Source organism: Streptomyces coelicoflavus, from assembly GCF_045041415.1.
In the GTDB taxonomy this organism is placed as follows: Bacteria; Actinomycetota; Actinomycetes; order Streptomycetales; family Streptomycetaceae; genus Streptomyces; species Streptomyces coelicoflavus.
The window spans coordinates 6,242,448-6,265,754 of the sequence record NZ_CP108218.1; the positions used below are offsets into that span (position 1 = coordinate 6,242,448).

Consider the following 23,307-nt stretch of genomic DNA (forward strand, 5'->3'; position numbering starts at 1 on the left):
CGGGGGAGCGCGGCGCAGACGCGCGGGCGGCGCGGCGGCCCGGACATACCGTACGTACCGAACCGCCTCTGTGCCCTGCCCACCGCATCAGGCAGCATGTCGTGCATGTCCGTACTGACGCGCGACGAAGCGCAGACCCGTTCCCGGCTCCTCGACGTCCACCACTACGCGATCGACCTCGATCTGACGCGTGGGGACGAGACCTTCGACTCCCGTACCGTCATCCGGTTCACCGTCCGCGGCGACACGGACAGCACGGACACCTTCGTCGAGGTCAAGCCCGCCGAACTGCGCACCGTCACCCTGGACGGACACCCCCTGGACCCGGCCGCGCTCGACGAGAACCGGCTGGCCCTGAAGAACCTCGCCCCCGGCGAGCACGAGCTGCGCGTCGACGCCGCCATGCGCTACTCCCGCACCGGCGAGGGCATGCACCGCTTCACCGACCCCTCCGACGGCGAGACCTACGTCTACACCCAGCTCTTCCTGGACGACGTCCAGCGCGTCTACGCCGCCTTCGACCAGCCCGACCTCAAGGCCGTCTTCGACCTCACCGTGACCGCCCCCGAGGGCTGGACCGTCCTCGCCAACGGCGTCACCGAGCACACCGGCGACGGCCGCTGGAAGGCCGCCACCACCCCGCTGATCTCCACCTACCTCGTCGCCGTCGCCGCCGGCCCCTGGCACTCCGTGCGCACCGAGCACCGCGGCCTGCCCTTCGGCCTCCACTGCCGCCGCTCGCTCGCCCCGCACCTGGACGCCGACGCCGACGAACTCCTCGACGTCACCCGGGCCTGCTTCGACCGCTACCACGAGAAGTTCACCGAGCCCTACCCCTTCGACTCCTACGACCAGGCGTTCGTCCCCGAGTTCAACGCCGGCGCGATGGAGAACCCCGGCCTGGTCACCTTCCGCGACGAGTTCGTCTTCCGCTCCGCCGTCACCGACACCCAGCGCCAGACCCGCGCCATGGTCATCGCGCACGAGATGGCCCACATGTGGTTCGGCGACCTCGTCACCCTGCGCTGGTGGGACGACATCTGGCTGAACGAGTCCTTCGCCGAGTACATGGGCTACCAGACCACCGCCGAGGCGACCCGCTTCACCGACACCTGGACCGACTTCGGCGTCACCCGCAAGGCCTGGGGCTACGACGCCGACCAGCGCCCCTCCACCCACCCCGTCGCCCCCGAGGACGTCCGGGACACCGCCTCCGCCCTCCTCAACTTCGACGGCATCTCCTACGCCAAGGGCGCCTCCGCCCTGCGCCAGCTCGTCGCCTGGCTCGGCGAGAAGGACTTCCTGGCCGGCATCAACATCCACTTCGACCGGCACAAGTTCGCCAACGCCTCCCTCGCCGACTTCATCGACTCCCTCGCCGCCGCCACCGACCGCGACGTCCACGCCTGGGCCGACGCCTGGCTGCGCACCACCGGCGTCGACACCCTCACCCCGAGCATCACCGGCGACAACGGCAGCCGCGCCCTCACCGTCCACCGCACCGGCGAGCGCCCCCACCGCATCGCCGTCGGCCTCTACGACCAGGACCCCGGCGAGGAGGGCCGCCTCACCCCGCGCGAACGGCTCGACCTCGACGTCCCGCAGGCCGAACCCCGGCCCATCGGCAAGCTCCCCGCCCTGGTCGTCCTCAACGACGGCGACCTGAGCTACGCCAAGATCCGCTTCGACGCCGACTCCTTCCGCACCCTGAGCGACAGCCTGTCCGGCCTGCCCGACCCGCTCACCCGGGCCGTCGTCTGGAACGCCCTGAGGGACGCCGTCCGCGACGGCGAACTCCCCGCCGCCGCCTACCTCGGCATCGCCCGCACCCACCTCCCGCACGAGACCGACCTCGCCCTCGTCGACGGCGTCCTCGCCTTCGCCGCCGGCCAGGTCGCCGACCGCTACGTCACCCCCGAGCAGCGGCCCGCCGCCCTCAACACCCTCTCGGAGCTGTGCCGCGACCTCATCCGCCGCACCGAGGACGGCGACCACCCCGGCCTGCGCCTGATCGCCGTACGCCACCGCATCTCCACCGCCGCCCACCCCGACACCATCGCGGCCTGGCTCGCCGACGGCACCGTGCCCGGCGGCCCGGAACTCGACCCCGAGCTGCGCTGGCGCATCCTCACCCGGCTCGCCGTCCTCGGCGCCACCGACGAGGCCGCCATCGCCGCCGAACTGGCGAGCGACCCGAGCGCCACCGGCCAGGAGGGCGCCGCCCGCTGCCGCGCCGCGCTGCCCGACGCCGACGCCAAGGCCCGTGCCTGGGACGCCATGTTCGCCTCCGACGACCTCTCCAACTACCTGTTCACCGCCACCGCCCAGGGCTTCTGGCAGCCCGAACAGGCCGACCTGGTACGCGACTACGTGCCGCGCTACTACACCGAGGCCGTCGCCCTCGCCGCCCGCCGCGGCCCCGCCATCGCCGACGCCGCCGGCCGCTGGGCCTTCCCCGCCCACGCCGTCGACGCCGACACCCTCCGCCTCGGCCGGGAGTGCCTCGCCGCCGCCGACCCGATTCCCGCCCTGCGCCGCAAGCTCACCGACCAGCTCGACGACCTGGCCCGCGCACTGCGGGTACGGGAGGCACACGCCGCCTGAGACCGGACGCGGCCGGTTCCCCCTGCGGGGCGGGGAGAACCGGCCGCGACACCCGGGGCGCGGGCCGCCGGGATACCCCTTTCGGGTTGCGATCACTGAGCTGTCCGGCGTAAGCGCATCCGTGCGTACAAGCTGGAACCCCAGTCCCCGTGCCCCAAGGACGGCTCATGGGCATGCCGCCCCTAGCCTCGGGCCCGCACGGCACCGACGCCCTGCGGCCCCTGCTCGACACCGTGCTCGACGCCCTGCGCACCGGCACCGCCGCCCGTGGCGGCCCGCTGCCCCCGGGCGGCCCCGACTCCGTCGCCGCCCGGGTGGCGGACGCGGCCGGCGACATCCTGCCCGACCGGGGCGACCCCGACGCGCTCCGCGTCCTGGTCACCGCCCTCGCCGAAGGCGCCGCCGACCCCGCCCACCCCCTGTGCGCCGCCCATCTGCACGCCCCGCCGCTGGCCGTCGCGGCCGCCGCCGACCTCGCCGCGAGCGTCCTCAACCCCTCCCTCGACTCCTGGGACCAGGCACCCGCCGCCTCCGCCCTGGAAACCCTCGTCACCCGCGCCCTCGCCCGCGAGGCCGGCGCCGCCGACGCCCTCGTCACCACCGGCGGCACCGAGTCCAACCAACTCGCCGTCCTGCTCGCCCGCGAGAAGCACGGCGCCGGCCTGCGAGTGGTCCACGGGGAGAACGCCCACCACTCCCTGCCCCGCGCCACCCGGCTCCTCGGCCTGCCCGAACCCGTCGTCGTCCCCGCCCCCGCCGGCACCCTCGACCCCGCCGCCCTCGACGAGGCGCTCACCCGGATCCCCGGCCCCCACCTCGTCGCCGCCACCGCCGGCACCACCGACGCCGGGCTCATCGACCCGCTGCCCGAGATCGCCGCCCGCTGCACCGCCCACGGCGCCCGCCTGCACGTCGACGCCGCCTACGGCGCGGGCCTCCTCTTCAGCGACCGGCACCGCGCACGGCTCGCGGGCATCGAGGCCGCCGACACCGTCGCCCTGGACCTGCACAAGCTCGGCTGGCAGCCGATCCCCGCCGGGCTCCTCACCGTCACCGACACCGACGACCTCGCCGCCCTCCGCCACCGCGCCGACTACCTCAACGCCGACGACGACACCGACGCAGGCTTCCCCGACCTCCTCGGGCGGTCCCCGCGCACCAGCCGCCGCCCCGACGTCCTCAAGGCCGCCGTCACCCTCAAGACGCTGGGCCGCACCGGACTGGGCTCGCTCGTCGACGCGGTCTGCTCCCTCGCCGGGGAGTTCGCCGGGCTGGTCGAGGCACACCCCGGGTTCGAACTGCACGCGCCGCCCACCATCAGCACGGTCCTGTTCCGGCCCGCCGGTGCCCCCGACGACGCCGTCGCCGCCGTACGCCGCACGCTGCTCGGCACCGGCCGCGCCGTCCTCGGCCGGGCCCGCGCCGACGGCCGGCTCTGGCTCAAGGCGACCCTCCTCAACCCGCACGCCCGAGCGGAGGACCTCGCCGCCCTCCTGACCCTCGTGGAAGGACACACCCCCCGATGAACGCCACCCCGCCCCCCGGCCCCGACGCCCCGCGCGACCTCGTCGGCATCGGCATCGGCCCCTTCAACCTCTCCCTCGCGGCCCTCGCCGACCCCCTCACCGGCCTCGACACCGTCTTCTACGAACAGCGCCCCGAGTTCCGCTGGCACCCCGGCCTGCTGATCGACGGCGCACGCGTCCAAGTGCCCTTCCTCGCCGACCTCGTCACCCTCGTCGACCCGGCCAGCCCCTGGACCTTCCTCAACCACCTCAGGGCCAGAGAACGCCTCTTCCCCTTCTACTTCGCCGAGCGCTTCCACATCGAGCGCGCCGAGTACGACGCCTACTGCCGCTGGGTCGCCGAGCGCCTGCCCGCCCTCTGCTTCCACCACCAGGTCGACGCCGTCCGCTGGAACCCCGAACGCGACCTCTTCGAGGTCGACTACACCCAGCTCGACTCCGACGGAGAGGCGGAGGCGCTCGGCCGCACGTACACCCGCAACGTCGCCCTCGGCGTCGGTACCGAACCCCATGTGCCCGACCCGCTCAGACCCCTCGTCGAGGACCCCGCCGTCCCCGTCGTCCACGCCGCCGACTACCTCCGCCACCGCGACACGCTGCTGGCCGCCGGACACGTCACCGTCGTCGGCACCGGCCAGTCCGGCGCCGAGGTCTTCCTCGACCTGCTCCGCCGGCGCCCCGCCGGCCGTGAGCGGCTGCACTGGCTGGGCCGCACCGAGGCGCTCGCCCCCATGGAGTACTCCAAGCTCGGCCTGGAACACTTCACCCCCGACTACACCCGCTACTTCCACGGCCTGGCCGAACCGGTCCGCGACCGCCTCGTCGCCGCCCAGTGGCAGCTGCACAAGGGCATCGACGCCGACACCACCGCCGCCATCCACGACGAGCTGTACCGCCGCACCCTCGACGGCGGCTGGCCCGACACCACCCTCACCCCCGGCGTCCACGTCCGCACCGCCGGCCGCATCGGCGCCACCCAGGTCGAACTCCACCTCGAACACGAACAGCAGAAGACCCGCTCCCGCCTCACCACCGACGCCGTCGTCCTCGCCACCGGCCACCGCGAACGCCCCCTCGGCCGCCTCCTCGCCGGCCTCGACCCCTACATGCGGCGCGACAGCAGGGAACGCCCCCGCGTCGACGACCGCCACCGCCTCCTCCTCGACCCCTCCGTCACCGGTTCCGTCTACGTCCAGAACGCCGAGACGCACACCCACGGGGTCGGCACACCCGACCTGGGCCTCGCCGCCTGGCGCAGCGCGACCATCCTCAACGACCTCACCGGGCACGAGCCCTACCCGCTGCCCGGCCGCACCGCCTTCACCACCTTCGGCCTGGAAGACGGCCTGCCCCAGATCCCGTCCGCGCGCAACCACCGGGCACTCACCCCCCTGGTGGACGGAATCTGAGGCCGCCCCGCACCGTCCCGGCTCAGAAGACGGGCTCGCCGTCCCGCGTCAGCGACCAGTCCACGGACGCGAAGTCCTTCGGGTCCAGCACACCCTTACCGGTCGCCCACTCCGCGATCCGGGTGCGGATCTCCGTCGACTCCGACCACAGCTCCCTGGCCGACGCCACGTGCGGGAAGGCGCCGCCGCCGTTGGCCCGGTAGTTGTTCACCGCCAGCACGAACTGCTGGGCGTCGTCCAGCGGAGCGCCGCCGTACGTGAGGTTCCGGATCCGTGAACCGGCCGGCTGCGCCACGTCGATCTCGTACTTCAGGCCCGACACGTAGTCGTAGTTGTAGTCCGGGCGGCCGTTCGCGTTGGTCAGCTTGTCCACGTCCACCGGCGCACCCGCCGCCGTTCGCACGTAGTACTCCGCCGAGTACTCCAGGTACGCCCGCACCTGGGAGCCCGTCAGCAGCTTCGCGACCAGCGTGTTGTCGTAGACGTACAGGCTCGACAGGTCCCGGATCGTCACGTCGCCCGCCGGGATCTCGGAGGTCCGCGAGAACGGCGAGGCCTGGGCCAGCACCGGCAGGGACGCGTACTCCGTGCCCGCCAGCGCCTCCTTGACCACGTCCTCCTGCACCTTGGTGATCAGGTCGATGATCGGAGCGTCCTTGTACCGCGCCTCGACCGTCGTCAGCGTCTCGGTCGCCGTGCCGACGACCTGGTTGACGTACGCCACGACCTTCGCGTGCTCGTCCGCCAGCAGCTTGGTGATCCTCGGGTCGTCGTCGACCTCGTTGGAGTTGCGCAGCGACGCCTTCACCGACTCGACGTGCCAGCGGCCCCGCTCGAAGAACAGCTCGAAGTCGAACAGGGTGAGCCGCTCGGCGTAGCACAGCGGCTCCGACAGGACGACGGTCCTCCCCGTCTCCTCGTTGACGACCTTCAGCTCGGCGATCTCCTCGTGCGCGTGCCCGACCAGGATCGCGTCGATGCCCGGCACCTGCCGGGCCACGTTGGCCGCCGCGTTCTCGACGTACGGGACCTGGTCACCGTAGGAGGACGTGCCCGACGAACCGGAGTGGGCCGACACGACCACCACGTCCGCGCCCATCGAACGCAGCTTCGGCACCCACTTGGCCGCCTGCTCCTCGAGCCCCGGGAAGGCCAGCTTCCCCTGCACGTACGCCTTGTCCCAGATCGCGACGCCCGGGTTGGTCAGCCCCAGCACCGCCACCTTCACCGGCGGCGCGCCCTTCACCCGGAAGGTCTTCATGAAGTACGGCGGGAAGGCGGGCTTCAGCGTCTTCGCGTCCACCGCGTTCGCTCCGAGCAGCGGGAAGTCGCACTGCTCCTCGAACCGGCGCAGCGTCTCGATGCCGTAGTTGAACTCGTGGTTGCCGAGCGCCACCGCGTCGTAGCCGATGGCGTTCATCGCCTGCGCCATCGGGTGCACCGGACCGCCCTCGGCCGTGATCGGGTCGACCTTGGCGTAGTAGTACGTCAGCGGGGTGCCCTGGATGGTGTCGCCCGCGTCCACCAGCAGGGTGTGGTGGCGGCCCTTCTCCTCGCGGACCCGGTTCACCAGGGTGGAGATCCGGCCGAGGCCCTGGGCGTTGCCCGCCGCGTCCTGGTACTCGGCGTCCTTGAAGTAGTCCCAGTTGAAGACGTGCCCGTGCAGGTCGGTGGTGCCGAGCACGGTCAGCGCGAACCGCTTGGGCTTCCTGCGCCCCCGGTGCGCGGGGGCCGCCGCCTCGGCCGCCGGAGCCGCCGCCGCGCCGGCCAGCGCGACACCCGCCCCCGTCACGGCGGACCTGCTCAGGAACGTGCGGCGGTTCAACGGCATGACTGACTCTCCTCGGGGACCCGTGCAGACAGTGGCGACGCGCAGTGGCGACGCGCGTAGATTCTGTCCTGAACATGTCCCTTGTCAAGAGGTGCGGCCCCACCTGAATGCTCATCAGAGCGCCCCGCCGCACAATTCAACACTTGTCAATATCCCTTTACTCAAAGGTTGTTGAGTGGTCATGCGTGGCCAATTCGCTACCCGGCAGTAAGTCATAGGCTCGAACCATGCGCCGAGCAAAGATCGTCTGCACCCTTGGTCCCGCCACCGACTCGTACGACCAGATCAAGGACCTGGTCGACGCCGGAATGGACATCGCCCGCTTCAACTTCAGCCACGGCACCCATGCCGAACACGAAGAGCGCTACCACCGGGTCCGCAAGGCGTCCGACGAGACCGGACGCAGCGTCGGCGCCCTCGCCGACCTTCAGGGTCCGAAGATCCGCCTCGGCCATTTCGGTGAAGGGCCCGTACTCCTCGAACGCGGCGACACCTTCACCATCACCGTCGAAGAAGGCGTCGAGGGCGACCGCCACATCTGCGGCACCACTTACGCCGGCCTCGCCGAGGACGTCACCCCCGGCGAACGCGTCCTCGTCGACGACGGCAGGGTCTGCCTCGAGGTGACCGGCGTGGACGGGCCCCGCGTGCGCACGAAGGTGATCGAGGGCGGCATGGTCTCCGACCACAAGGGCCTCAACCTGCCCGGCGTCGCGGTGTCCGTGCCCGCCCTCTCGAAGAAGGACGAGGACGACCTGCGCTGGGCGCTGCGCAGCGGCTTCGACGTCGTCGCCCTCTCCTTCGTCCGCAGCGGACGCGACGTCCTCGACGTCCACCGCATCATGGACGAGGAGGGCCGCCGCCTGCCCGTCATCGCCAAGGTCGAGAAGCCGCAGGCCGTCGAGAACATCGAGGACATCGTCGCCGCCTTCGACGGCATCATGGTCGCCCGGGGCGACCTCGGCGTCGAGATGCCCCTGGAGCAGGTGCCGATCGTCCAGAAGCGCGCCGTCAAGCTCGCCAAGCGCAACGCCAAGCCGGTCATCGTCGCCACCCAGATGCTCGACTCGATGATCGACAACGCCCGCCCGACCCGCGCGGAGGCCTCCGACGTCGCCAACGCCGTCATCGACGGCACCGACGCGGTGATGCTCTCCGGCGAGACCAGCGTCGGCAAGCACGCGACCGACACGGTGCGCACGATGGCCCGCATCGTCGAAGCCGCCGAGGAGGACATCCTCGCCAAGGGGCTCCCCCCGCTGACCGAACGCAACAAGCCCCGCACCCAGGGCGGCGCCGTCGCCCGCGCCGCCGCCGAGATGGGCGACTTCCTCGGCGCCAAGTTCCTGGTCGCCTTCACCCAGTCCGGCGACACCGTCCGCCGCCTGTCCCGCTACCGCTCGCCCATTCCGCTGCTCGCCTTCACCCCGGAACCGGCGACCCGCTCCCAGCTGAGCCTGACCTGGGGCGTGGAGACCTTCCTCGGCCCGCACGTGGACTCCACCGACGCGATGGTCGACCAGGTGGACGAGCTGCTGACCCGCTACGGGCGCTGCGAGAAGGGCGACGTCGTGGTCATCACGGCCGGCTCACCGCCGGGGGTGTCGGGCACGACGAACCTGGTGCGGGTGCACCACATCGGGGAGGACGACAGCTGAACGGGTGTCACCGCTGCGCCTGAGGGGCCTTCGAAACGAAGGTAAAGTGCCCCGGGTGGGACTCGAACCCACACTGAATGCCTTTTGAGGGCATCGTCTCTGCCGATTGGACTACCGGAGCCTCTTCGAACCGAAGGTCAGTGTAGCCCCTCGGTGACTCAAACATACAGGAGCTAGGTAGGCTCTTGTCAGCAGTACCCCTGCCCCGAACGAGGAGCTCACGTGACCGCCCCCGAGCCGCCCCAGCCCGCCGACGTGACCGACGACGACCAGTCGCACGTTCCTCCGCTGACGACCCGTGTCGTCATCGCCGAGGACGAGGCGCTCATCCGGCTGGACCTCAAAGAGATGCTGGAGGAGGAGGGGTACTCCGTCGTCGGTGAGGCGGGTGACGGTGAGCAGGCCGTCGAGCTGGCCCGGGAGCACAAGCCCGACCTGGTGATCCTGGACGTGAAGATGCCCAAGCTGGACGGCATCTCCGCGGCCGAGAAGATCGCCGAGGAGTCCATCGCGCCGGTCCTGATGCTGACCGCCTTCTCGCAGCGCGACCTGGTGGAGCGGGCCCGGGACGCCGGGGCCATGGCGTACCTCGTGAAGCCGTTCAGCAAGAGCGACGTCGTGCCGGCGATCGAGATGGCCGTCTCGCGGTTCACGGAGCTGAAGGCGCTGGAGAAGGAGGTCGCCGACCTCAGCCTGCGCCTGGAGACCCGCAAGCTGGTGGACCGCGCCAAGTCGGTGCTCCAGACGGAGTACGGGCTGACCGAGCCGGCCGCCTTCCGGTGGATCCAGAAGACCTCGATGGACCGGCGGATGTCGATGCAGCAGGTGGCCGAGGCGGTCATCCAGGACGCCGAGGAGAAGAAGGCGTCCAAGGGCTGATCCCCTGACGTACGCGTGAGGCCCGCGTCCCCGGTGTGGGGGGCGCGGGCCTCGGCCGTGTGCACGGTCCGCCGGGGTGTCAGTCCTCGCCGAGGTAGGCCTTGCGGACCGACTCGTCGTGAAGCAGGTCCCGGCCGCTGCCGGACAGGACGATGTTGCCGACCTCCATGACGTGGCCGTGGTCGGCCAGGGAGAGGGCCGCCTGGGCGTTCTGCTCGACGAGCAGGATCGTGGTGCCCTGGGACTTCAGCTCGGCGATGGTCGCCATGATCTTCTGCATCATGATCGGCGAGAGGCCCATGGAGGGTTCGTCGAGCATCAGCAGCTTGGGCTGGGACATCAGCGCGCGGCCCATGGCGAGCATCTGCTGCTCGCCGCCGGAGAGGGTGCCCGCGGCCTGCTTGCGGCGTTCCCCGAGGATGGGGAAGAGGTCGTAGGCGTGCTGGATGTCCCTGTCGATACCGGCCCGGTCGCTGCGCAGGAAGGCGCCGAGGCGCAGGTTGTCCTCGATCGTCATGCGCGGGAAGATGTGCCGGCCCTCGGGCGAGTGGGCGAGCCCCAGCGAGACGATCTGGTGGGCGGGGACCTTCTTGAGGGACTTGCCGCCGAACCTGATCTGACCGCCGACCGGCTTGAGCAGCCCCGACAGGGTGCGCAGGGTCGTGGTCTTGCCCGCGCCGTTGGTGCCGATCAGGGTGACCACCTCGCCGGCGTCCACCTTGAACGAGATGCCCTTGACGGCCTCGATCTTGCCGTAGGCGACGCGGAGGTCCTCGACCTCGAGCAGTGCGGTCATCGGTCGTTCTCCTTGCCGGCCGCGGTGTCCGTGGTGGTGTCGGCCTCGGCGGTCTCCGCGGCTCCGGTGGCTCCCGCGGCTTGTGCCTGGGCGGCCTCCGCGGCCTCCACCTCGGCGGCTTCCGCGGCGCCGGGGTCGTCGGCGAGCGGCTCGCCGAGGTAGGCGGCGACGACGCGCTCGTCGCCCTGCACCGTGGCGCTGTCGCCCTCGACGAGCTTCTCGCCCTGGACGAGCACGGCGACGCGGTCGCAGAGGTTGAAGATGAACCGCATGTCGTGCTCGATGACGAGGACGGCGATGCCCTTGTCGCGGATGGCGAAGACCAGTTCCTCGGTGGCCCGCGTCTCCTGCGGGTTCATGCCGGCCGTCGGCTCGTCCAGGAGCAGCAGCCCCGGCTCGCTGGCCAGCGCGCGGGCGATCTCCAGCTTGCGCTGCTCGCCGTAGGGCAGGTTGCGGGCGAGGTGGTCGGCCTTGGCGGCGAGTCCCACGAACTCCAGGAGCTCCAGGGCGCGTTCCCGGGACGCCTTCTCCGCCCGGTGGAAGCCGGGACCGCGCAGCACGGCCGACCAGAAGCCTTCCTTGGTCCGGGTGTGGCGGCCGACCAGCACGTTCTCCAGGACCGTCATGTTGGCGAACAGCCGGATGTTCTGGAAGGTGCGGGCGATGCCCGCGGCGGTCACCTTGAAGGACTTGGCCGGCAGCACCCGGTCCTTGTAGCGGACCTCGCCCTCGGTCGGGATGTAGAGGCCGGTCAGGCAGTTGAAGAAGGTCGTCTTGCCGGCGCCGTTGGGGCCGATCAGGCCGACGATCTCGCCGCTGTTCACGGTGAGGTCCACGCCGTTGACGGCGGTCAGTCCGCCGAAGCGCATCGTGACACCGCGTGCGTCGAGGATGGTGGTGCCGGGGGCGGGGGCGCCCGGTGCGGTGTCCTTGGTGGTGGTGTCGGTGGTCATGGTGGTCAGGCCCCTGTCTTGCTCAGGACTGCGGGCGCTTCGTCCTCTTCGTGGAACTCCAGCTTCCGGCGCCGGTTGGCGATGAGACCCTCCGGGCGGAAGCGCATCAGCAGGACCAGCGCGAGTCCGAAGGCGAAGAGCTGGTAGTCGTCGAGGAACTGGAGCTTGTTGGGAATGAGGAAGAGCAGCGAGGCGCCGATGAGCGGGCCGGCGATGGTGCCCATGCCGCCCAGCACGACCGCGGCGAGCAGGAAGGCCGAGTTGGGCGGGGTGGTGCCGGCGAAGAGGTACTGCTCGGGGGTGACGGTGTAGGTCACGTGTGCCTGGACGGTGCCGGCGAGTCCGGCCAGCGAGGCGCCGACGGCGAACGCGATCAGCTTGACGCGGAAGCCGTTGATGCCCATGGCGAGCGCGGCGGTCTCGTCCTCGCGGATGGCGACCCAGGCGCGGCCGATGCGGGAGTCGCCGCTGCGCCGGAAGACGAGGACGACGACGGCCGTGATGACGAGCATCAGGAAGAAGTAGTTCGCGAACCGGCCGATGGTGAAGCCGCCGAACTCGTGCGCGATGCCGAGGTCGAAGCCGAGGACCTTGAGGTCGGGGATGGACGAGATGCCGTTGGAGCCGTTGGTGATGTCCGGGCCCGAGGTGCCGTCCAGGTTGTTGGCGGTGATCCGGAAGATCTCGCCGAAGCCGAGCGTCACGATGGCCAGGTAGTCGCCGCGCAGCCGCAGGGTGGGGGCGCCGATGAGGACGCCGAAGACCAGGGAGGCGGCGGCGCCGACGAGGACGGCGCCCCAGAAGGGGAGGTGCAGGTCGAACGGGGAGCTGGGGGAGCCGGAGACCATGGAGGCGGCGTAGGCGCCGACACCGAGGAACGCGACGTAGCCGAGGTCCAGCAGACCGGCGAGGCCGACGACGATGTTCAGACCGAGGGCGACCGTGGCGAAGATGAGGATGTAGACGCCGATGGTGGCGTACTGGTCGTCGGACTGGGTGAAGGGGAAGCAGGCCGCCGCGATGAAGGCGCCGCAGACGGTGATGTTCTGGTGCCGGGCGGTGATCTCGGAGGCCTGGGCGATCAGGCCGGACTTGTTGAGGGCGGCGAAGCCGAAGCCGGCGGTGATGAGGAAGCCGACGAAGAGCTCGTCGTACTCGGTGCCGATGCCGTAGGTGAAGACGAACAGGCCGGCGGCGAGGACGGCGACGATGATCAGGATCTCGGCGTAGGACGGCAGGGCGCGCACCGGGCGCGGGGTGCCGGAGGCGAAGGCCGCCTTGACGATCTGCCAGTTGTGCGCGCTGTTGTGCTTGAACCGCTCCCAGCCGGTGTCGTCCGGGTCGAACGGGTCGGGTTCGGGGCGCTCGACGGGCAGGGCCAGGGAGCCGAGCAGGGCGATCAGGGTGACGGCGGCGGCTATGTAGCCGCCGGGCTCCAGGTTGACGAGGCCGCCGAGCTGGGCGCTGATCGCGATGACCGTGTACCAGGCGGTGGCGAAGGCGGCGAGTGCCGCGAGCCTGAGGGCCGCGTCGGCGCCGGCCGGCACGAGCCAGCGCAGCCCCTTGACGCCGTACGACGCGGCGCCGATGAGGGCGGTGAGGGCGCCGGCGACCAGCACCAGCACCTGGAGGCCGCCCGGGTAGCCGTAGACGGTGAGGTCGCCGGGGAACTCCGCGGTCCAGGTCCAGGCGAGGAAGGTGGAGACGACGGTGAGGACGCCGCCGCCGGTGGCGAGGGCGCGGCCGATGTGCGCGGGGATGCCGATGAGGCCGGAGGCGTCGCCCGCGGCGGGGGCACCGGTGTTCTTCGGCGCGGTGGTCTGTGTGGTCATCGGTGTCACGCCCTGTCCGCAACGCGTTCGCCGAGCAGGCCCTGTGGCCTGAACAACAGCACGAGGATGAGGAGGATGAAGGCCCAGACGTCGGACCAGGACTGGCTGCCGAACTTGTCCAGGCCGGGGATGTCGGCGATGTAGGCGGTGGCCAGGGTCTCGGCGACGCCCAGGGTGATGCCGCCGATCATGGCGCCGTAGATGTTGCCGATGCCGCCGAGGACGGCCGCGGTGAACGCCTTGAGGCCGAGGATGAAGCCCATCTTGAAGTCGATCTGGCCGTACTTGAGGCCGTTGGCCACGGCGCCGACGGCGGCGAAGACGGCGCCGAGCGCGAACGCGACCACGATGATGCGGTCGGTGTTGACGCCCATCAGCTTGGCGGTGTCCGGGTCCTGCGCGGTGGCCTGCATGCCCCGTCCGGTGCGGGTGCGCATCACGAAGAAGCCGAGGATGGCCATGCTCACCGGGGCGGCGATGAACAGGAAGATGTCGCCGGTCTGCAGGGTGACGCTGCCGATGTGGAAGGGGCCGCCGTCGATCTGCGGGAAGGTCCGGGCCGACTTGGCCTCGGGGTACCAGGCCCACACCGCCTGCTGGAGGGCGAGGGAGAGGCCGATGGCGGTGATGAGGGGCGCGAGCCGGGGTGCGCCGCGCAGCGGACGGTAGGCGAACCGTTCCGCCCCGACGGCGACGGCGACGGAGACGACCATGGCACCGAGGAGCATCAGGGGCAGGGCGATCAGCATGGAGGTGCCGTCGGGCAGGATGTAGATGTAGACCGTGAGCGCGCCGAAGGCGCCGGTCATGAAGATCTCGCCGTGGGCGAAGTTGATGAGCTGGACAATGCCGTAGACCATTGTGTAGCCGATGGCGATCAGCCCGTACATGGATCCCAGTAGCAGGCCGTTGACCAGCTGCTGCGGCAGTTCGTTCACCGCATGTCCTCCGAGACTTTCGGATAATCGACGGATGTGGCCGGATGCGAGTCCGCGCGGGGCGCCTGTGGAACAGCGCCCCGCGCGGCTCGTGGGCTGTGGTGCGGGTGTCCTGGGTCAGCCGGTGAAGGTGCCGGACTTCACGGAGCCCCACGCACCGTTCTCGACGGCGTACACGGTGAGCTGCTTGTTGGTGGCGTCACCGAACTCGTCGAAGGAGACCTTGCCGGTCACACCGTCGAAGGAGACGTCCTGCATGGCGTCGACGACCTTGGCCCGGGCGTCGCTGGGAAGCTTCCCGTCGTTGGCCTCGACGACCTTCTTGACCGCCTCGATGATCGCCCAGGCGGAGTCGTAGGAGTAGCCGCCGTACGCCTCGTAGGCCTCCTTGTATCCCTGGGCCTTGTAGTTCGCGACGAATTCCTTGGCGGAGGGGAGTTCCTCCACCGGGGCGCCGACGGAGGTCGCGAGGTCGCCGTTGCCGCTGGCACCGGCGAGCTTGATGAAGTCGGCGCTGTAGATGCCGTCGCCGCCGACCAGCGGAATCTTGGCGCCGGCGGCCTTGATCTGCTTGCTGAGCGGTCCGGCCTGCGGGTACTCGCCGCCGTAGTAGACGACGTCGGCGCCGGAGTTCTTGACCTTGGTGGCGACCGCGTTGAAGTCCTTGGTGTCCGGGTTGATGTGCTCGGTGCCGACCACCTTGCCGCCGAGCTTCTTGAACTCCTGGGTGAAGGTGGCGGCGAGGCCGGCGCCGTAGGTCTTCTTGTCGTCGATGACGAAGACCTTGCGCTTCTTGGAGTCGTTGTAGACGTACTGCGCGGCGAACGGACCCTGGATGGCATCCGTGGTCGCGGTACGGAAGTACGACTTGTACGGCCGGACCTTCTTGGTCTGCCAGTCCACACCCTGGGTGAGCGAGGGGTTGGTGTTGGCGGGGGAGACCTCGACCAGCTTGGCCGTGTCGAAGACCTTCTGCATGGACTCGCCGACCGAGGAGTTCAGCGGACCCACGACGCCGAGGACCTTGTCGTCGGCGACGAACTTGGTGGCGTTCTGCTGGCCGACGGAGGGCTGGCCCTGGTCGTCGAGGGCTTCGACCTTGAAGGTGACGCCCTCGACGGTCTTCTCCTTGTTGGCCGTCTTGGCCGCGAGGTCCGCCGAGTTCTTGATGCCGAGGCCGAGCGCGGACAGGTCGCCGGTCAGCGGGGCGTCGACACCGATGACGACGGTGGTGCCACCGCCGCCGTTGCCGGAGTCCGAGCCGCCGTCGTCGTCGCGCGAGCCGCAGGCGGTGAGGGTGAGCGCTCCCGCCGCCAGAGCGGCGGTGATGGCGATGAGCGAACGTTGACGCACGATCAGTCCTTTCACTGGCACGGCCGCTTCCCCGTGGAGGCGGTCGAGTCGAGCGCGGGGCCGAAATGACAATCCGACGGCGCGGTGACTGGCCGTGACTCTAAGCGTGTGTAGGGAAGGTGGAGGAGGGTCTGACTCAGGCTGTGACTCTCTTGTTATGACACCGGGTATTGCAGAGCGGTACTGGCTGGGAAGAAGGGCTGAATTCAGGCCGATTCGCCCTGTCCGCATGCTGAGAACCCGCAGGACCGACGGTGCGTGTTCAGGCGTCTGGGGCGTTTTGGTGATTACCTGGAAACGTTGCCGCAGGCGACCGCAAGGGTCCGGGAGAGGTCCCGCGCATAGCGCGTCCCCAGGATGAAACTGTGTGCCTCTATTGCGCGCGCATTACGCAGCGTTACATCCAGGAAAGGGAGTCCGGGATTCCGGGGCGCTTTTTCACATTCCGTCACCCGGAGCGTGACAATGATCTTGCGGGCGGAATGCGATTTTGTCTGGAAAGGTGCCGCGGGGGAGGAGGTCGCCGACAGGCCGTCGTAGGGCTGGGTCAGCCGCGTCACGGTGACGGGCGGACCCGACCGCACGCTCAGCAGCACCGTGAAGCTGAAGCCGTCGGCCGCGGCTCCGGGCGGGCCGGTCACCGGAGCCACGTAGACGAGGTCGATCGCCTGGGACGGGTAGGGCGGCGGGGGCGCGGGACGCGGCTGCGGCCGGCTCGCGTACAGGTAGCCGCCGCCCGCCAGGGCGGCGAGGGCGGTGGCGGAGGCGAGGGCGGTCCGGCGGTGGCGCTCGTAGTGCAGGGCCAGCCGTCCGCGCGGCCGGGGCGGGGGTGCCTCCCGGACGAGGGTGCCCTCGCCCGGCTCGACGGGGCCCACGCCGCTCATGACCGCCACGGACCGTGGCTCGGACCGCCGTCGCGGTACCCCTCGGCGCATGCCTCACGCGCCTGACGGCCGATCAACTCCTCGGCAGCCCGGACGCCTTGAGTCCGCTTCGCGGCCCGTGCCGCCTCCACGACCCGGCGCAGGATGTCGTACTGCCGGTTGGACAGTCCCATCGACTGATAGTCGCCGTACGGTTCGCCGCCGTCCAGCATCTCGTGCGCCCAGTATCCGACGGCGCCCACGCACAATTCCGCGCGGGAGAGGGGGCGCGGGGGCCCGGACGTCGCCGGTGACGTGGGCGCGCTGTGTGCGGTACCAGTGGAAGCGCCCACCCGGTCACCGGAGCCGCCGCGGCCGCCGCAGCCGGCGGCCGCGACGGCCATCACCAGCCCCAGTGCCGCCAGTCCCGTCCGGAGCACCCCTCCCCGTCCCATGGCCCGACGCTAGGGCGCGGGGCGAGCGGGGGCAATGCCGCGGTCAGGAGTGCGCCCCGCGGTCAGGGGTGCCGCGGGCCCGGGGCTCGTGGGCCGGGGGCTCGCGGCACGGGGGTGCTGACGGGCCGTCACGGGGCCGCCGGGGGCGGGCGTACGGCTCAGCTCGCCTTGCCCACCCCGGCCCCGTCGCCGGGGTTCACGTCCCGCAGCAGGCAGGTCAGCCGGGCGGTGCACACCCGGCGGTCCTGCTCGTCACTGATCACGACCTCGTACGTCGCCGTCGACCGCCCCCGGTGCACCGGCGTGGCCACCCCGGTGACCAGGCCGGAGCGGGCCCCGCGGTGGTGGGTGCAGTTCAGGTCGACACCGACGGCGATCTTGGAGGCGCCGCCGTGCAGCATCGAGCCGACCGACCCGAGCGTCTCGGCCAGCACCGCCGAGGCGCCGCCGTGCAGCAGCCCGTACGGCTGGGTGTTGCCCTCCACCGGCATGGTGCCGACGACCCGGTCGGCCGAGGCCTCCACGATCTGGACGCCCATGCGCGTCCCCAGGTGCCCGGCGGAGAACAGGGCGGGCAGGTCGACGCCGAGCGCGGCGTACTCGTCGATGACCTCCTGCGGGAACTGCACCTGCTGCTGCTCGCCCATGAGCCGGCTCCGTTTCGTCGATCCGTCCGTGCGCCCGTCGGCCTGCCGGTCGCGGTGACCGGCAGGCCGCTTCGCATCGCTTCGCTTCGCTGAGCAAACGCTCAGTCGGTCGCCGATTGTTCCAGACGGACGACCACGGACTTGCTGGCCGGGGTGTTGCTGGTGTCCGCGGTGGCGTCCAGCGGCACCAGGACGTTGGTCTCCGGGTAGTACGCCGCCGCACAGCCCCGGGCCGTCGGGTAGTGCACGACGCGGAAACCGGGCGCCCGCCGCTCCACCCCGTCCCGCCACTCGCTCACCAGGTCGACGTACGCACCGTCCGCGACGTCCAGCTTCCGGGCGTCCTCCGGATTGACCAGGACGACGCGTCGGCCGTTCCTGATCCCCCGGTAACGGTCGTCCAGGCCGTAGATCGTGGTGTTGTACTGGTCGTGCGAGCGCAGTGTCTGGAGCAGCAGCCGCCCCTCGGGCAGCTCGGGGAACTCGACCGGCGCGGCGGTGAAGTTGGCCTTGCCCGTGGCCGTCGGGAAGCGGCGCTCGTCGCGCGGGGCGTGCGGGAGCGCGAAGCCCCCGGGATGCGCCACGCGCGCGTTGAAGTCCTCGAAGCCCGGCACGACCCGCCCGATGCGGTCGCGGACCGTCGCGTAGTCCTTCTCGAACTCCTCCCACGGCGTGCGGCTGTCCTCGCCCAGCACCCGGCGGGCCAGGCGGCACACGATCGCCGGTTCGGACAGCAGCTGCCGGCTCGCGGGCTCCAGCCGGCCGCGCGAGGCGTGCACCATGCCCATGGAGTCCTCGACGGTGACGAACTGCTCGCCGCCGCCCTGGAGATCGCGCTCCGTGCGGCCCAGTGTCGGCAGGATCAGCGCCCGTGCGCCCGTGACCGCGTGCGAGCGGTTCAGCTTCGTCGACACGTGCACCGTCAGCCGCGCGCGGCGCATGGCCGCCTCGGTGACCTCCGTGTCGGGGGAGGCGGAGACGAAGTTGCCGCCCATGGCGAAGAAGACCTTCGCCTCGCCGTCCCGCAGCGCGCGGATCGCCCGTACGACGTCGTAGCCGTGCTCGCGCGGCGGGGCGAAACCGAACTCCTTCTCCAGGGCGTCCAGGAACGCGGGCGCGGGCCGCTCGAAGATGCCCATCGTGCGGTCGCCCTGCACGTTGGAGTGGCCGCGCACCGGGCAGACGCCCGCACCCGGGCGGCCGATGTTGCCGCGCAGGAGCAGGAAGTTCACGACCTCGCGGATGGTGGGGACCGAGTGCTTGTGCTGGGTCAGGCCCATGGCCCAGCACACGATGGTGCGCTTCGAGGCGAGCACCATGCGCAGGGCCTCCTCGATCTCCGCGCGCGTGAGACCGGTCGCGGCGAGCGTGTCGTCCCAGTCGGCGGCGCGGGCGGCCGCGGAGAACTCCTCGTAGCCGTGCGTGTGTTCCTCGACGAAGGCGTCGTCGACCGCGCCCTCGGTCTCCAGGATCAGCTTGTTGAGGAGCCGGAAGAGGGCCTGGTCGCCGCCGAGCCGGATCTGCAGGAACAGGTCGGTGAGGGAGGCGCCCGCGGTGAGCCCCTTGGGAGTCTGCGGGTTCTTGAAGCGCTCGAGACCGGCCTCGGGCAGCGGATTGACGCTGATGATCCGCGCGCCGTTCGCCTTGGCCTTCTCCAGGGCCGAGAGCATCCGCGGGTGGTTGGTGCCCGGGTTCTGGCCCGCCACGATGATCAGGTCGGACTTGTAGAGGTCCTCCAGCAGGACGCTGCCCTTGCCGACGCCGATGGTCTCGGACAGGGCCGAGCCGGACGACTCGTGGCACATGTTGGAGCAGTCCGGCAGGTTGTTGGTGCCCAGCTCGCGCGCGAAGAGCTGGTAGAGGAACGCCGCCTCGTTGCTGGTGCGCCCCGAGGTGTAGAAGACCGCCTCGTCGGGCGAGTCCAGGGCGGTGATCTCCTCGGCGACGATGTCGAAGGCGCGCTCCCAGGTGACCGGCTCGTAGTGCGCGCCGCCTTCCGGCAGGTACACCGGGTGCGTCAGCCGGCCCTGCTGGCCCAACCAGTAGCCGCTGCGGGTCGCGAGGTCGGCCACGGAGTGCGCCGCGAAGAACTCCGGGGTGACCCGGCGCAGGGTGGCCTCCTCGGCCACCGCCTTCGCGCCGTTCTCGCAGAACTCCGCCTTGTGCCGGTGGTCGCCCTCCGGCCAGGCGCAGCCCGGGCAGTCGAAGCCGTCCTTCTGGTTGACGCTCAGCAGCGTCAGCGCCGTCCGCCGCACGCCCATCTGCCGCTGCGCGATCCGCAGGGTGTGGCCGATCGCCGGGATGCCCGCCGCCGCGTGCTGCGGCTCCGAGACCCGCGGCGCGTCCTGAACCGGGTCACCCTTGGGCGGCTTGGTCGCCATCGCGCGCTCCTTCGCTTACGCGTTGTGAAGTACGTCTCCGATCCTCGCACGCGCCGCCGACACCGCTGCCGTGCGGGGAGGGGCAGGTCTGCCGGCGCCGGGCGGGGGCATGCCCAAAGGGGCGCGGGGCTGTGCTCGATGTGCGGCTCCGCCGCGTGGGCGCGACCAGCCGCAACGTACCCGCAGACGGATCGCCGCGCCGGTGCCACAGACGATCCCCGCACCGACTGTCAGTGGCACATGGCAGGATCGGACTCGTGGCGAAGACAGCATCGAAGAAGACCGACAGCACCTCCGGCGGCCGACCGCGGCTGATGCTCATGGACGGGCACTCCCTGGCGTACCGCGCGTTCTTCGCGCTGCCCGCGGAGAACTTCACGACCGCGACGGGCCAGCCGACCAACGCGATCTACGGCTTCGCGTCGATGCTGGCCAACACCCTGCGTGACGAGGCGCCCACGCACTTCGCGGTGGCGTTCGACGTCTCCCGCAAGACCTGGCGGTCCGAGGAGTTCACCGAGTACAAGGCGAACCGCTCCAAGACCCCGGACGAGTTCAAGGGTCAGGTCGAGCTGATCGGCGAGCTGCTCGACTCCATGCACGTCCCCCGCTTCGCCGTCGAGGGCTTCGAGGCGGACGACGTCATCGCCACCCTCGCCACCCAGGCCGAGGCCGAGGGCTTCGACGTGCTGATCGTCACCGGCGACCGGGACTCCTTCCAGCTGGTCAGCGAGCACACCACGGTCCTCTACCCCACCAAGGGCGTCTCCGAGCTGACCCGCTTCACCCCGGAGAAGGTCTTCGAGAAGTACGGGCTGACCCCCGCCCAGTACCCCGACTTCGCGGCGCTGCGCGGCGACCCGTCCGACAACCTGCCCGGCATCCCGGGCGTCGGCGAGAAGACCGCCGCGAAGTGGATCAACCAGTTCGGGTCCTTCGCCGAGCTGGTCGAGCGCGTCGACGAGGTCAAGGGCAAGGCCGGGCAGAACCTGCGCGACCACCTGGAGTCCGTCAAGCTCAACCGCCGGCTCACCGAGCTGGAGCGGCGCGTCGAGCTGCCGAAGACGGTCACCGACCTGGAGCGGACGGCGTACGACCGCAAGGGCGTCGCGGTGATCCTGGACACCCTGGAGATCCGCAACCCCTCCCTGCGCGAGCGCCTCCACGCCGTGGACCCGGGCGCCGAGGAGGCCGAGGCCGCCCCGGTGGTCGCGGACGGCGTGGAACTGGACGGCACGGTCCTCGGCACGGGCGAGCTGGCCGGCTGGCTCACCGAGCACGGCGACCGGCCGCTCGGCGTGGCCACGGTCGACACCTGGGCCCTGGGCACCGGCTCGGTCACCGAGGTCGCACTGGCGGCGGCCGACGGCAAGGCCGCCTGGTTCGACCCGACGGAGACCGACGAGGCCGACGAGACGGCGTTCCGGGCCTGGCTCTCCGACCCGGACCGGCCGAAGGTCCTGCACAACGCCAAGGGCGCGATGCGCGTCTTCGCCGAGCACGGCTGGAGCGTCGCCGGCGTGGACATGGACACCGCGCTCGCCGCCTACCTGGTCAAGCCCGGCCGCCGTTCCTTCGACCTGGACGCGCTGTCCCTGGAGTACCTGCACCGCGAGCTGGCTCCCGCCGCCGCGGCCGACGGGCAGCTCGCCTTCGGCGCGGACGAGGGCGCCGAGGCCGAGGCGCTGATGGTGCAGGCCCGCGCGATCCTCGACCTGGGCGAGGCCTTCGAGGGCCGCCTGGCGGACGTCGGCGCCGCCGACCTGCTGCGCGACATGGAGCTGCCCACGTCCGCGCTGCTCGCCCGCATGGAGCGGCACGGCATCGCCGCCGACCGGGAACACCTCCAGGCGATGGAGCAGATGTTCGCGGGCGCCGTCCAGCAGGCGGTGAAGGAGGCACACGCGGCGGCCGGACGAGAATTCAACCTGGGCTCGCCCAAGCAGCTCCAGGAAGTCCTCTTCGGCGAGCTGAACCTGCCGAAGACCAAGAAGACCAAGACCGGCTACACCACCGACGCCGACGCCCTGGCCTGGCTCGCCGCCCAGACGGACAACGAACTGCCGGTGATCATGCTCCGCCACCGCGAGCAGGCCAAGCTGCGCGTCACGGTGGAGGGCCTGATCAAGACGATCGCCGCGGACGGCCGAATCCACACCACGTTCAACCAGACGGTCGCCGCGACCGGCCGCCTCTCGTCCACGGACCCGAACCTGCAGAACATCCCGGTCCGCACCGACGAGGGCCGCGCCATCCGCCGCGGCTTCGTGGTGGGCGAGGGCTTCGAGTCCCTGATGACGGCCGACTACAGCCAGATCGAGCTGCGCGTGATGGCCCACCTGTCCGAGGACGAGGGCCTGACCGAGGCGTTCACGTCCGGAGAGGACCTCCACACCACCGCGGCGGCCCAGGTCTTCTCCGTCGAGCAGTCGGCCGTGGACGCGGAGATGCGCCGCAAGATCAAGGCCATGTCCTACGGGCTGGCGTACGGCCTGTCCGCCTTCGGCCTCTCCCAGCAGCTGAACATCGAGGCGGCCGAGGCCCGCGGCCTCATGGACGCCTACTTCGAGCGCTTCGGCGGTGTCCGGGACTATCTGCGCCGGGTCGTCGACGAGGCACGGGCCACGGGTTACACGGCGACCCTCTTCGGCCGCCGCCGTTACCTGCCCGACCTCAACAGCGACAACCGCCAGCGCCGCGAGGCGGCCGAGCGCATGGCCCTGAACGCGCCGATCCAGGGCACGGCGGCCGACATCGTCAAGATCGCCATGCTCAACGTGGACAAGGCGCTGCGCGAGGCCGGCCTCGAGTCCCGCATGCTCCTCCAGGTCCACGACGAAATCGTCCTGGAGATCGCCCCGGGCGAGCGCGCGACGGCAGAGGAACTGGTCCGCCGCGAAATGGCCGACGCGGTACGGCTCAGGGTCCCCCTGGGCGTCTCGGTGGGCGTGGGCCGAGACTGGGAGTCAGCAGCGCACTAGCCTCGCCTGCGGCCCTGCGGCCCTGCGGCCCTGCGGCCCTGCGGCCCTGCCGCGCGCTGCTGCGGGCAGTCGTGCCGCTGGGGCGGCACGGGTGGGCGCAGCGGCACCCGCAACGCCGGGCTGCGTCCCCCGCCCCCCCCACCAACGCCGGCGACCTTGTCGGCACCGGGGGGCGGCCCTCCGTTCCGCTAGGGACACCCA

Annotated in this window: 16 protein-coding genes and 1 tRNA gene; 6 read left to right on the forward strand and 11 right to left on the reverse strand. The window is 71.1% G+C overall.

The genetic code is table 11. The features are described 5' to 3' along the window. The first annotated feature begins 105 nt into the window (after positions 1-105). The 3 genes from pepN (at position 106) to OHA99_RS27980 (ending at position 5,539) form a co-directional block, all read left to right on the forward strand. The gene (pepN, locus tag OHA99_RS27970) at positions 106-2,604 is read left to right on the forward strand and encodes an aminopeptidase N (protein ID WP_194280121.1); all 2,499 of its coding nucleotides are present in this window, start codon (positions 106-108) and stop codon (positions 2,602-2,604) included. Between the two features lie 167 nt (positions 2,605-2,771). Beyond that, entirely contained in the window at positions 2,772-4,130 is a 1,359-nt protein-coding gene (locus tag OHA99_RS27975) for an aminotransferase class V-fold PLP-dependent enzyme (RefSeq protein WP_153180341.1), read from the forward strand. Beyond that, positions 4,127-5,539, forward strand: a complete 1,413-nt coding sequence (locus OHA99_RS27980) for a lysine N(6)-hydroxylase/L-ornithine N(5)-oxygenase family protein (protein WP_164385142.1) — start codon at positions 4,127-4,129, stop codon at positions 5,537-5,539. The genes OHA99_RS27975 and OHA99_RS27980 overlap by 4 nt, the downstream gene beginning before the upstream one ends. A gap of 22 nt (positions 5,540-5,561) precedes the next feature. On the opposite strand, the gene OHA99_RS27985 is transcribed toward OHA99_RS27980, so the two are convergent. Further along, positions 5,562-7,370, reverse strand: coding sequence for a 5'-nucleotidase C-terminal domain-containing protein (locus OHA99_RS27985; RefSeq protein WP_366473723.1), 1,809 nt, complete (start codon positions 7,368-7,370; stop codon positions 5,562-5,564). A gap of 227 nt (positions 7,371-7,597) precedes the next feature. Between OHA99_RS27985 and pyk the strand changes: the two genes are divergently transcribed. After that, a complete protein-coding gene (gene pyk / locus OHA99_RS27990) occupies positions 7,598-9,028 on the forward strand; it encodes a pyruvate kinase (protein WP_153180344.1) in 1,431 nt (476 codons plus the stop codon). Positions 9,029-9,075: 47 nt separating this feature from the next. On the opposite strand, the gene OHA99_RS27995 is transcribed toward pyk, so the two are convergent. Continuing rightward, positions 9,076-9,149, reverse strand: a tRNA-Leu gene (locus tag OHA99_RS27995). A 101-nt stretch (positions 9,150-9,250) separates the two neighbouring features. Between OHA99_RS27995 and OHA99_RS28000 the strand changes: the two genes are divergently transcribed. Further along, positions 9,251-9,907 carry an ANTAR domain-containing response regulator gene (locus tag OHA99_RS28000; RefSeq protein ID WP_153180345.1) on the forward strand — a complete coding sequence of 219 codons (657 nt, stop codon included), beginning with the start codon at positions 9,251-9,253 and terminating at the stop codon, positions 9,905-9,907. A gap of 79 nt (positions 9,908-9,986) precedes the next feature. Here the strand turns inward: OHA99_RS28000 and OHA99_RS28005 are convergent, their stop codons facing one another. From OHA99_RS28005 to OHA99_RS28045, 9 genes are all read right to left on the reverse strand, one after another. Next, positions 9,987-10,703, reverse strand: a complete 717-nt coding sequence (locus OHA99_RS28005) for an ABC transporter ATP-binding protein (RefSeq protein ID WP_153180346.1) — start codon at positions 10,701-10,703, stop codon at positions 9,987-9,989. After that, entirely contained in the window at positions 10,700-11,656 is a 957-nt protein-coding gene (locus tag OHA99_RS28010) for an ABC transporter ATP-binding protein (RefSeq protein ID WP_153180348.1), read from the reverse strand. Before OHA99_RS28010 ends, OHA99_RS28005 begins: the two co-directional genes overlap by 4 nt. A gap of 5 nt (positions 11,657-11,661) precedes the next feature. After that, positions 11,662-13,488, reverse strand: coding sequence for an ABC transporter permease subunit (locus OHA99_RS28015; RefSeq protein WP_366473722.1), 1,827 nt, complete (start codon positions 13,486-13,488; stop codon positions 11,662-11,664). A 5-nt stretch (positions 13,489-13,493) separates the two neighbouring features. After that, positions 13,494-14,426, reverse strand: a complete 933-nt coding sequence (locus OHA99_RS28020) for a branched-chain amino acid ABC transporter permease (protein ID WP_153180351.1) — start codon at positions 14,424-14,426, stop codon at positions 13,494-13,496. Between the two features lie 117 nt (positions 14,427-14,543). Beyond that, a complete protein-coding gene (locus tag OHA99_RS28025) occupies positions 14,544-15,779 on the reverse strand; it encodes a branched-chain amino acid ABC transporter substrate-binding protein (protein ID WP_366473721.1) in 1,236 nt (411 codons plus the stop codon). Positions 15,780-16,066: 287 nt separating this feature from the next. Further along, on the reverse strand, positions 16,067-16,663 hold the full coding sequence (locus OHA99_RS28030) for a Tat pathway signal sequence domain protein (RefSeq protein WP_366473720.1): 597 nt from the start codon (positions 16,661-16,663) through the stop codon (positions 16,067-16,069). Then, positions 16,660-17,097, reverse strand: coding sequence for a hypothetical protein (locus OHA99_RS28035; protein WP_366473719.1), 438 nt, complete (start codon positions 17,095-17,097; stop codon positions 16,660-16,662). The genes OHA99_RS28030 and OHA99_RS28035 overlap by 4 nt, the downstream gene beginning before the upstream one ends. Before the next feature lie 158 nt (positions 17,098-17,255). Next, on the reverse strand, positions 17,256-17,744 hold the full coding sequence (locus tag OHA99_RS28040) for a hotdog fold thioesterase (RefSeq protein ID WP_366473718.1): 489 nt from the start codon (positions 17,742-17,744) through the stop codon (positions 17,256-17,258). Between the two features lie 101 nt (positions 17,745-17,845). Continuing rightward, positions 17,846-20,125 carry an FdhF/YdeP family oxidoreductase gene (locus OHA99_RS28045; protein WP_366473717.1) on the reverse strand — a complete coding sequence of 760 codons (2,280 nt, stop codon included), beginning with the start codon at positions 20,123-20,125 and terminating at the stop codon, positions 17,846-17,848. A gap of 257 nt (positions 20,126-20,382) precedes the next feature. Between OHA99_RS28045 and polA the strand changes: the two genes are divergently transcribed. Further along, positions 20,383-23,106, forward strand: coding sequence for a DNA polymerase I (gene polA / locus OHA99_RS28050; protein ID WP_366473716.1), 2,724 nt, complete (start codon positions 20,383-20,385; stop codon positions 23,104-23,106). Positions 23,107-23,307: the final 201 nt, after the last annotated feature.

Coding starts and splice junctions, on each gene's coding strand:
- pepN (WP_194280121.1), top strand. CDS start 106: ATGTCCGTACTGACGCGCGACGAAGCGCAGACCCGTTCCCGGCTCCTC.
- OHA99_RS27975 (WP_153180341.1), top strand. CDS start 2,772: ATGGGCATGCCGCCCCTAGCCTCGGGCCCGCACGGCACCGACGCCCTG.
- OHA99_RS27980 (WP_164385142.1), top strand. CDS start 4,127: ATGAACGCCACCCCGCCCCCCGGCCCCGACGCCCCGCGCGACCTCGTC.
- OHA99_RS27985 (WP_366473723.1), bottom strand. CDS start 7,370: ATGCCGTTGAACCGCCGCACGTTCCTGAGCAGGTCCGCCGTGACGGGG.
- pyk (WP_153180344.1), top strand. CDS start 7,598: ATGCGCCGAGCAAAGATCGTCTGCACCCTTGGTCCCGCCACCGACTCG.
- OHA99_RS28005 (WP_153180346.1), bottom strand. CDS start 10,703: ATGACCGCACTGCTCGAGGTCGAGGACCTCCGCGTCGCCTACGGCAAG.
- OHA99_RS28010 (WP_153180348.1), bottom strand. CDS start 11,656: ATGACCACCGACACCACCACCAAGGACACCGCACCGGGCGCCCCCGCC.
- OHA99_RS28015 (WP_366473722.1), bottom strand. CDS start 13,488: ATGACCACACAGACCACCGCGCCGAAGAACACCGGTGCCCCCGCCGCG.
- OHA99_RS28030 (WP_366473720.1), bottom strand. CDS start 16,663: ATGAGCGGCGTGGGCCCCGTCGAGCCGGGCGAGGGCACCCTCGTCCGG.
- OHA99_RS28035 (WP_366473719.1), bottom strand. CDS start 17,097: ATGGGACGGGGAGGGGTGCTCCGGACGGGACTGGCGGCACTGGGGCTG.
- OHA99_RS28040 (WP_366473718.1), bottom strand. CDS start 17,744: ATGGGCGAGCAGCAGCAGGTGCAGTTCCCGCAGGAGGTCATCGACGAG.
- OHA99_RS28045 (WP_366473717.1), bottom strand. CDS start 20,125: ATGGCGACCAAGCCGCCCAAGGGTGACCCGGTTCAGGACGCGCCGCGG.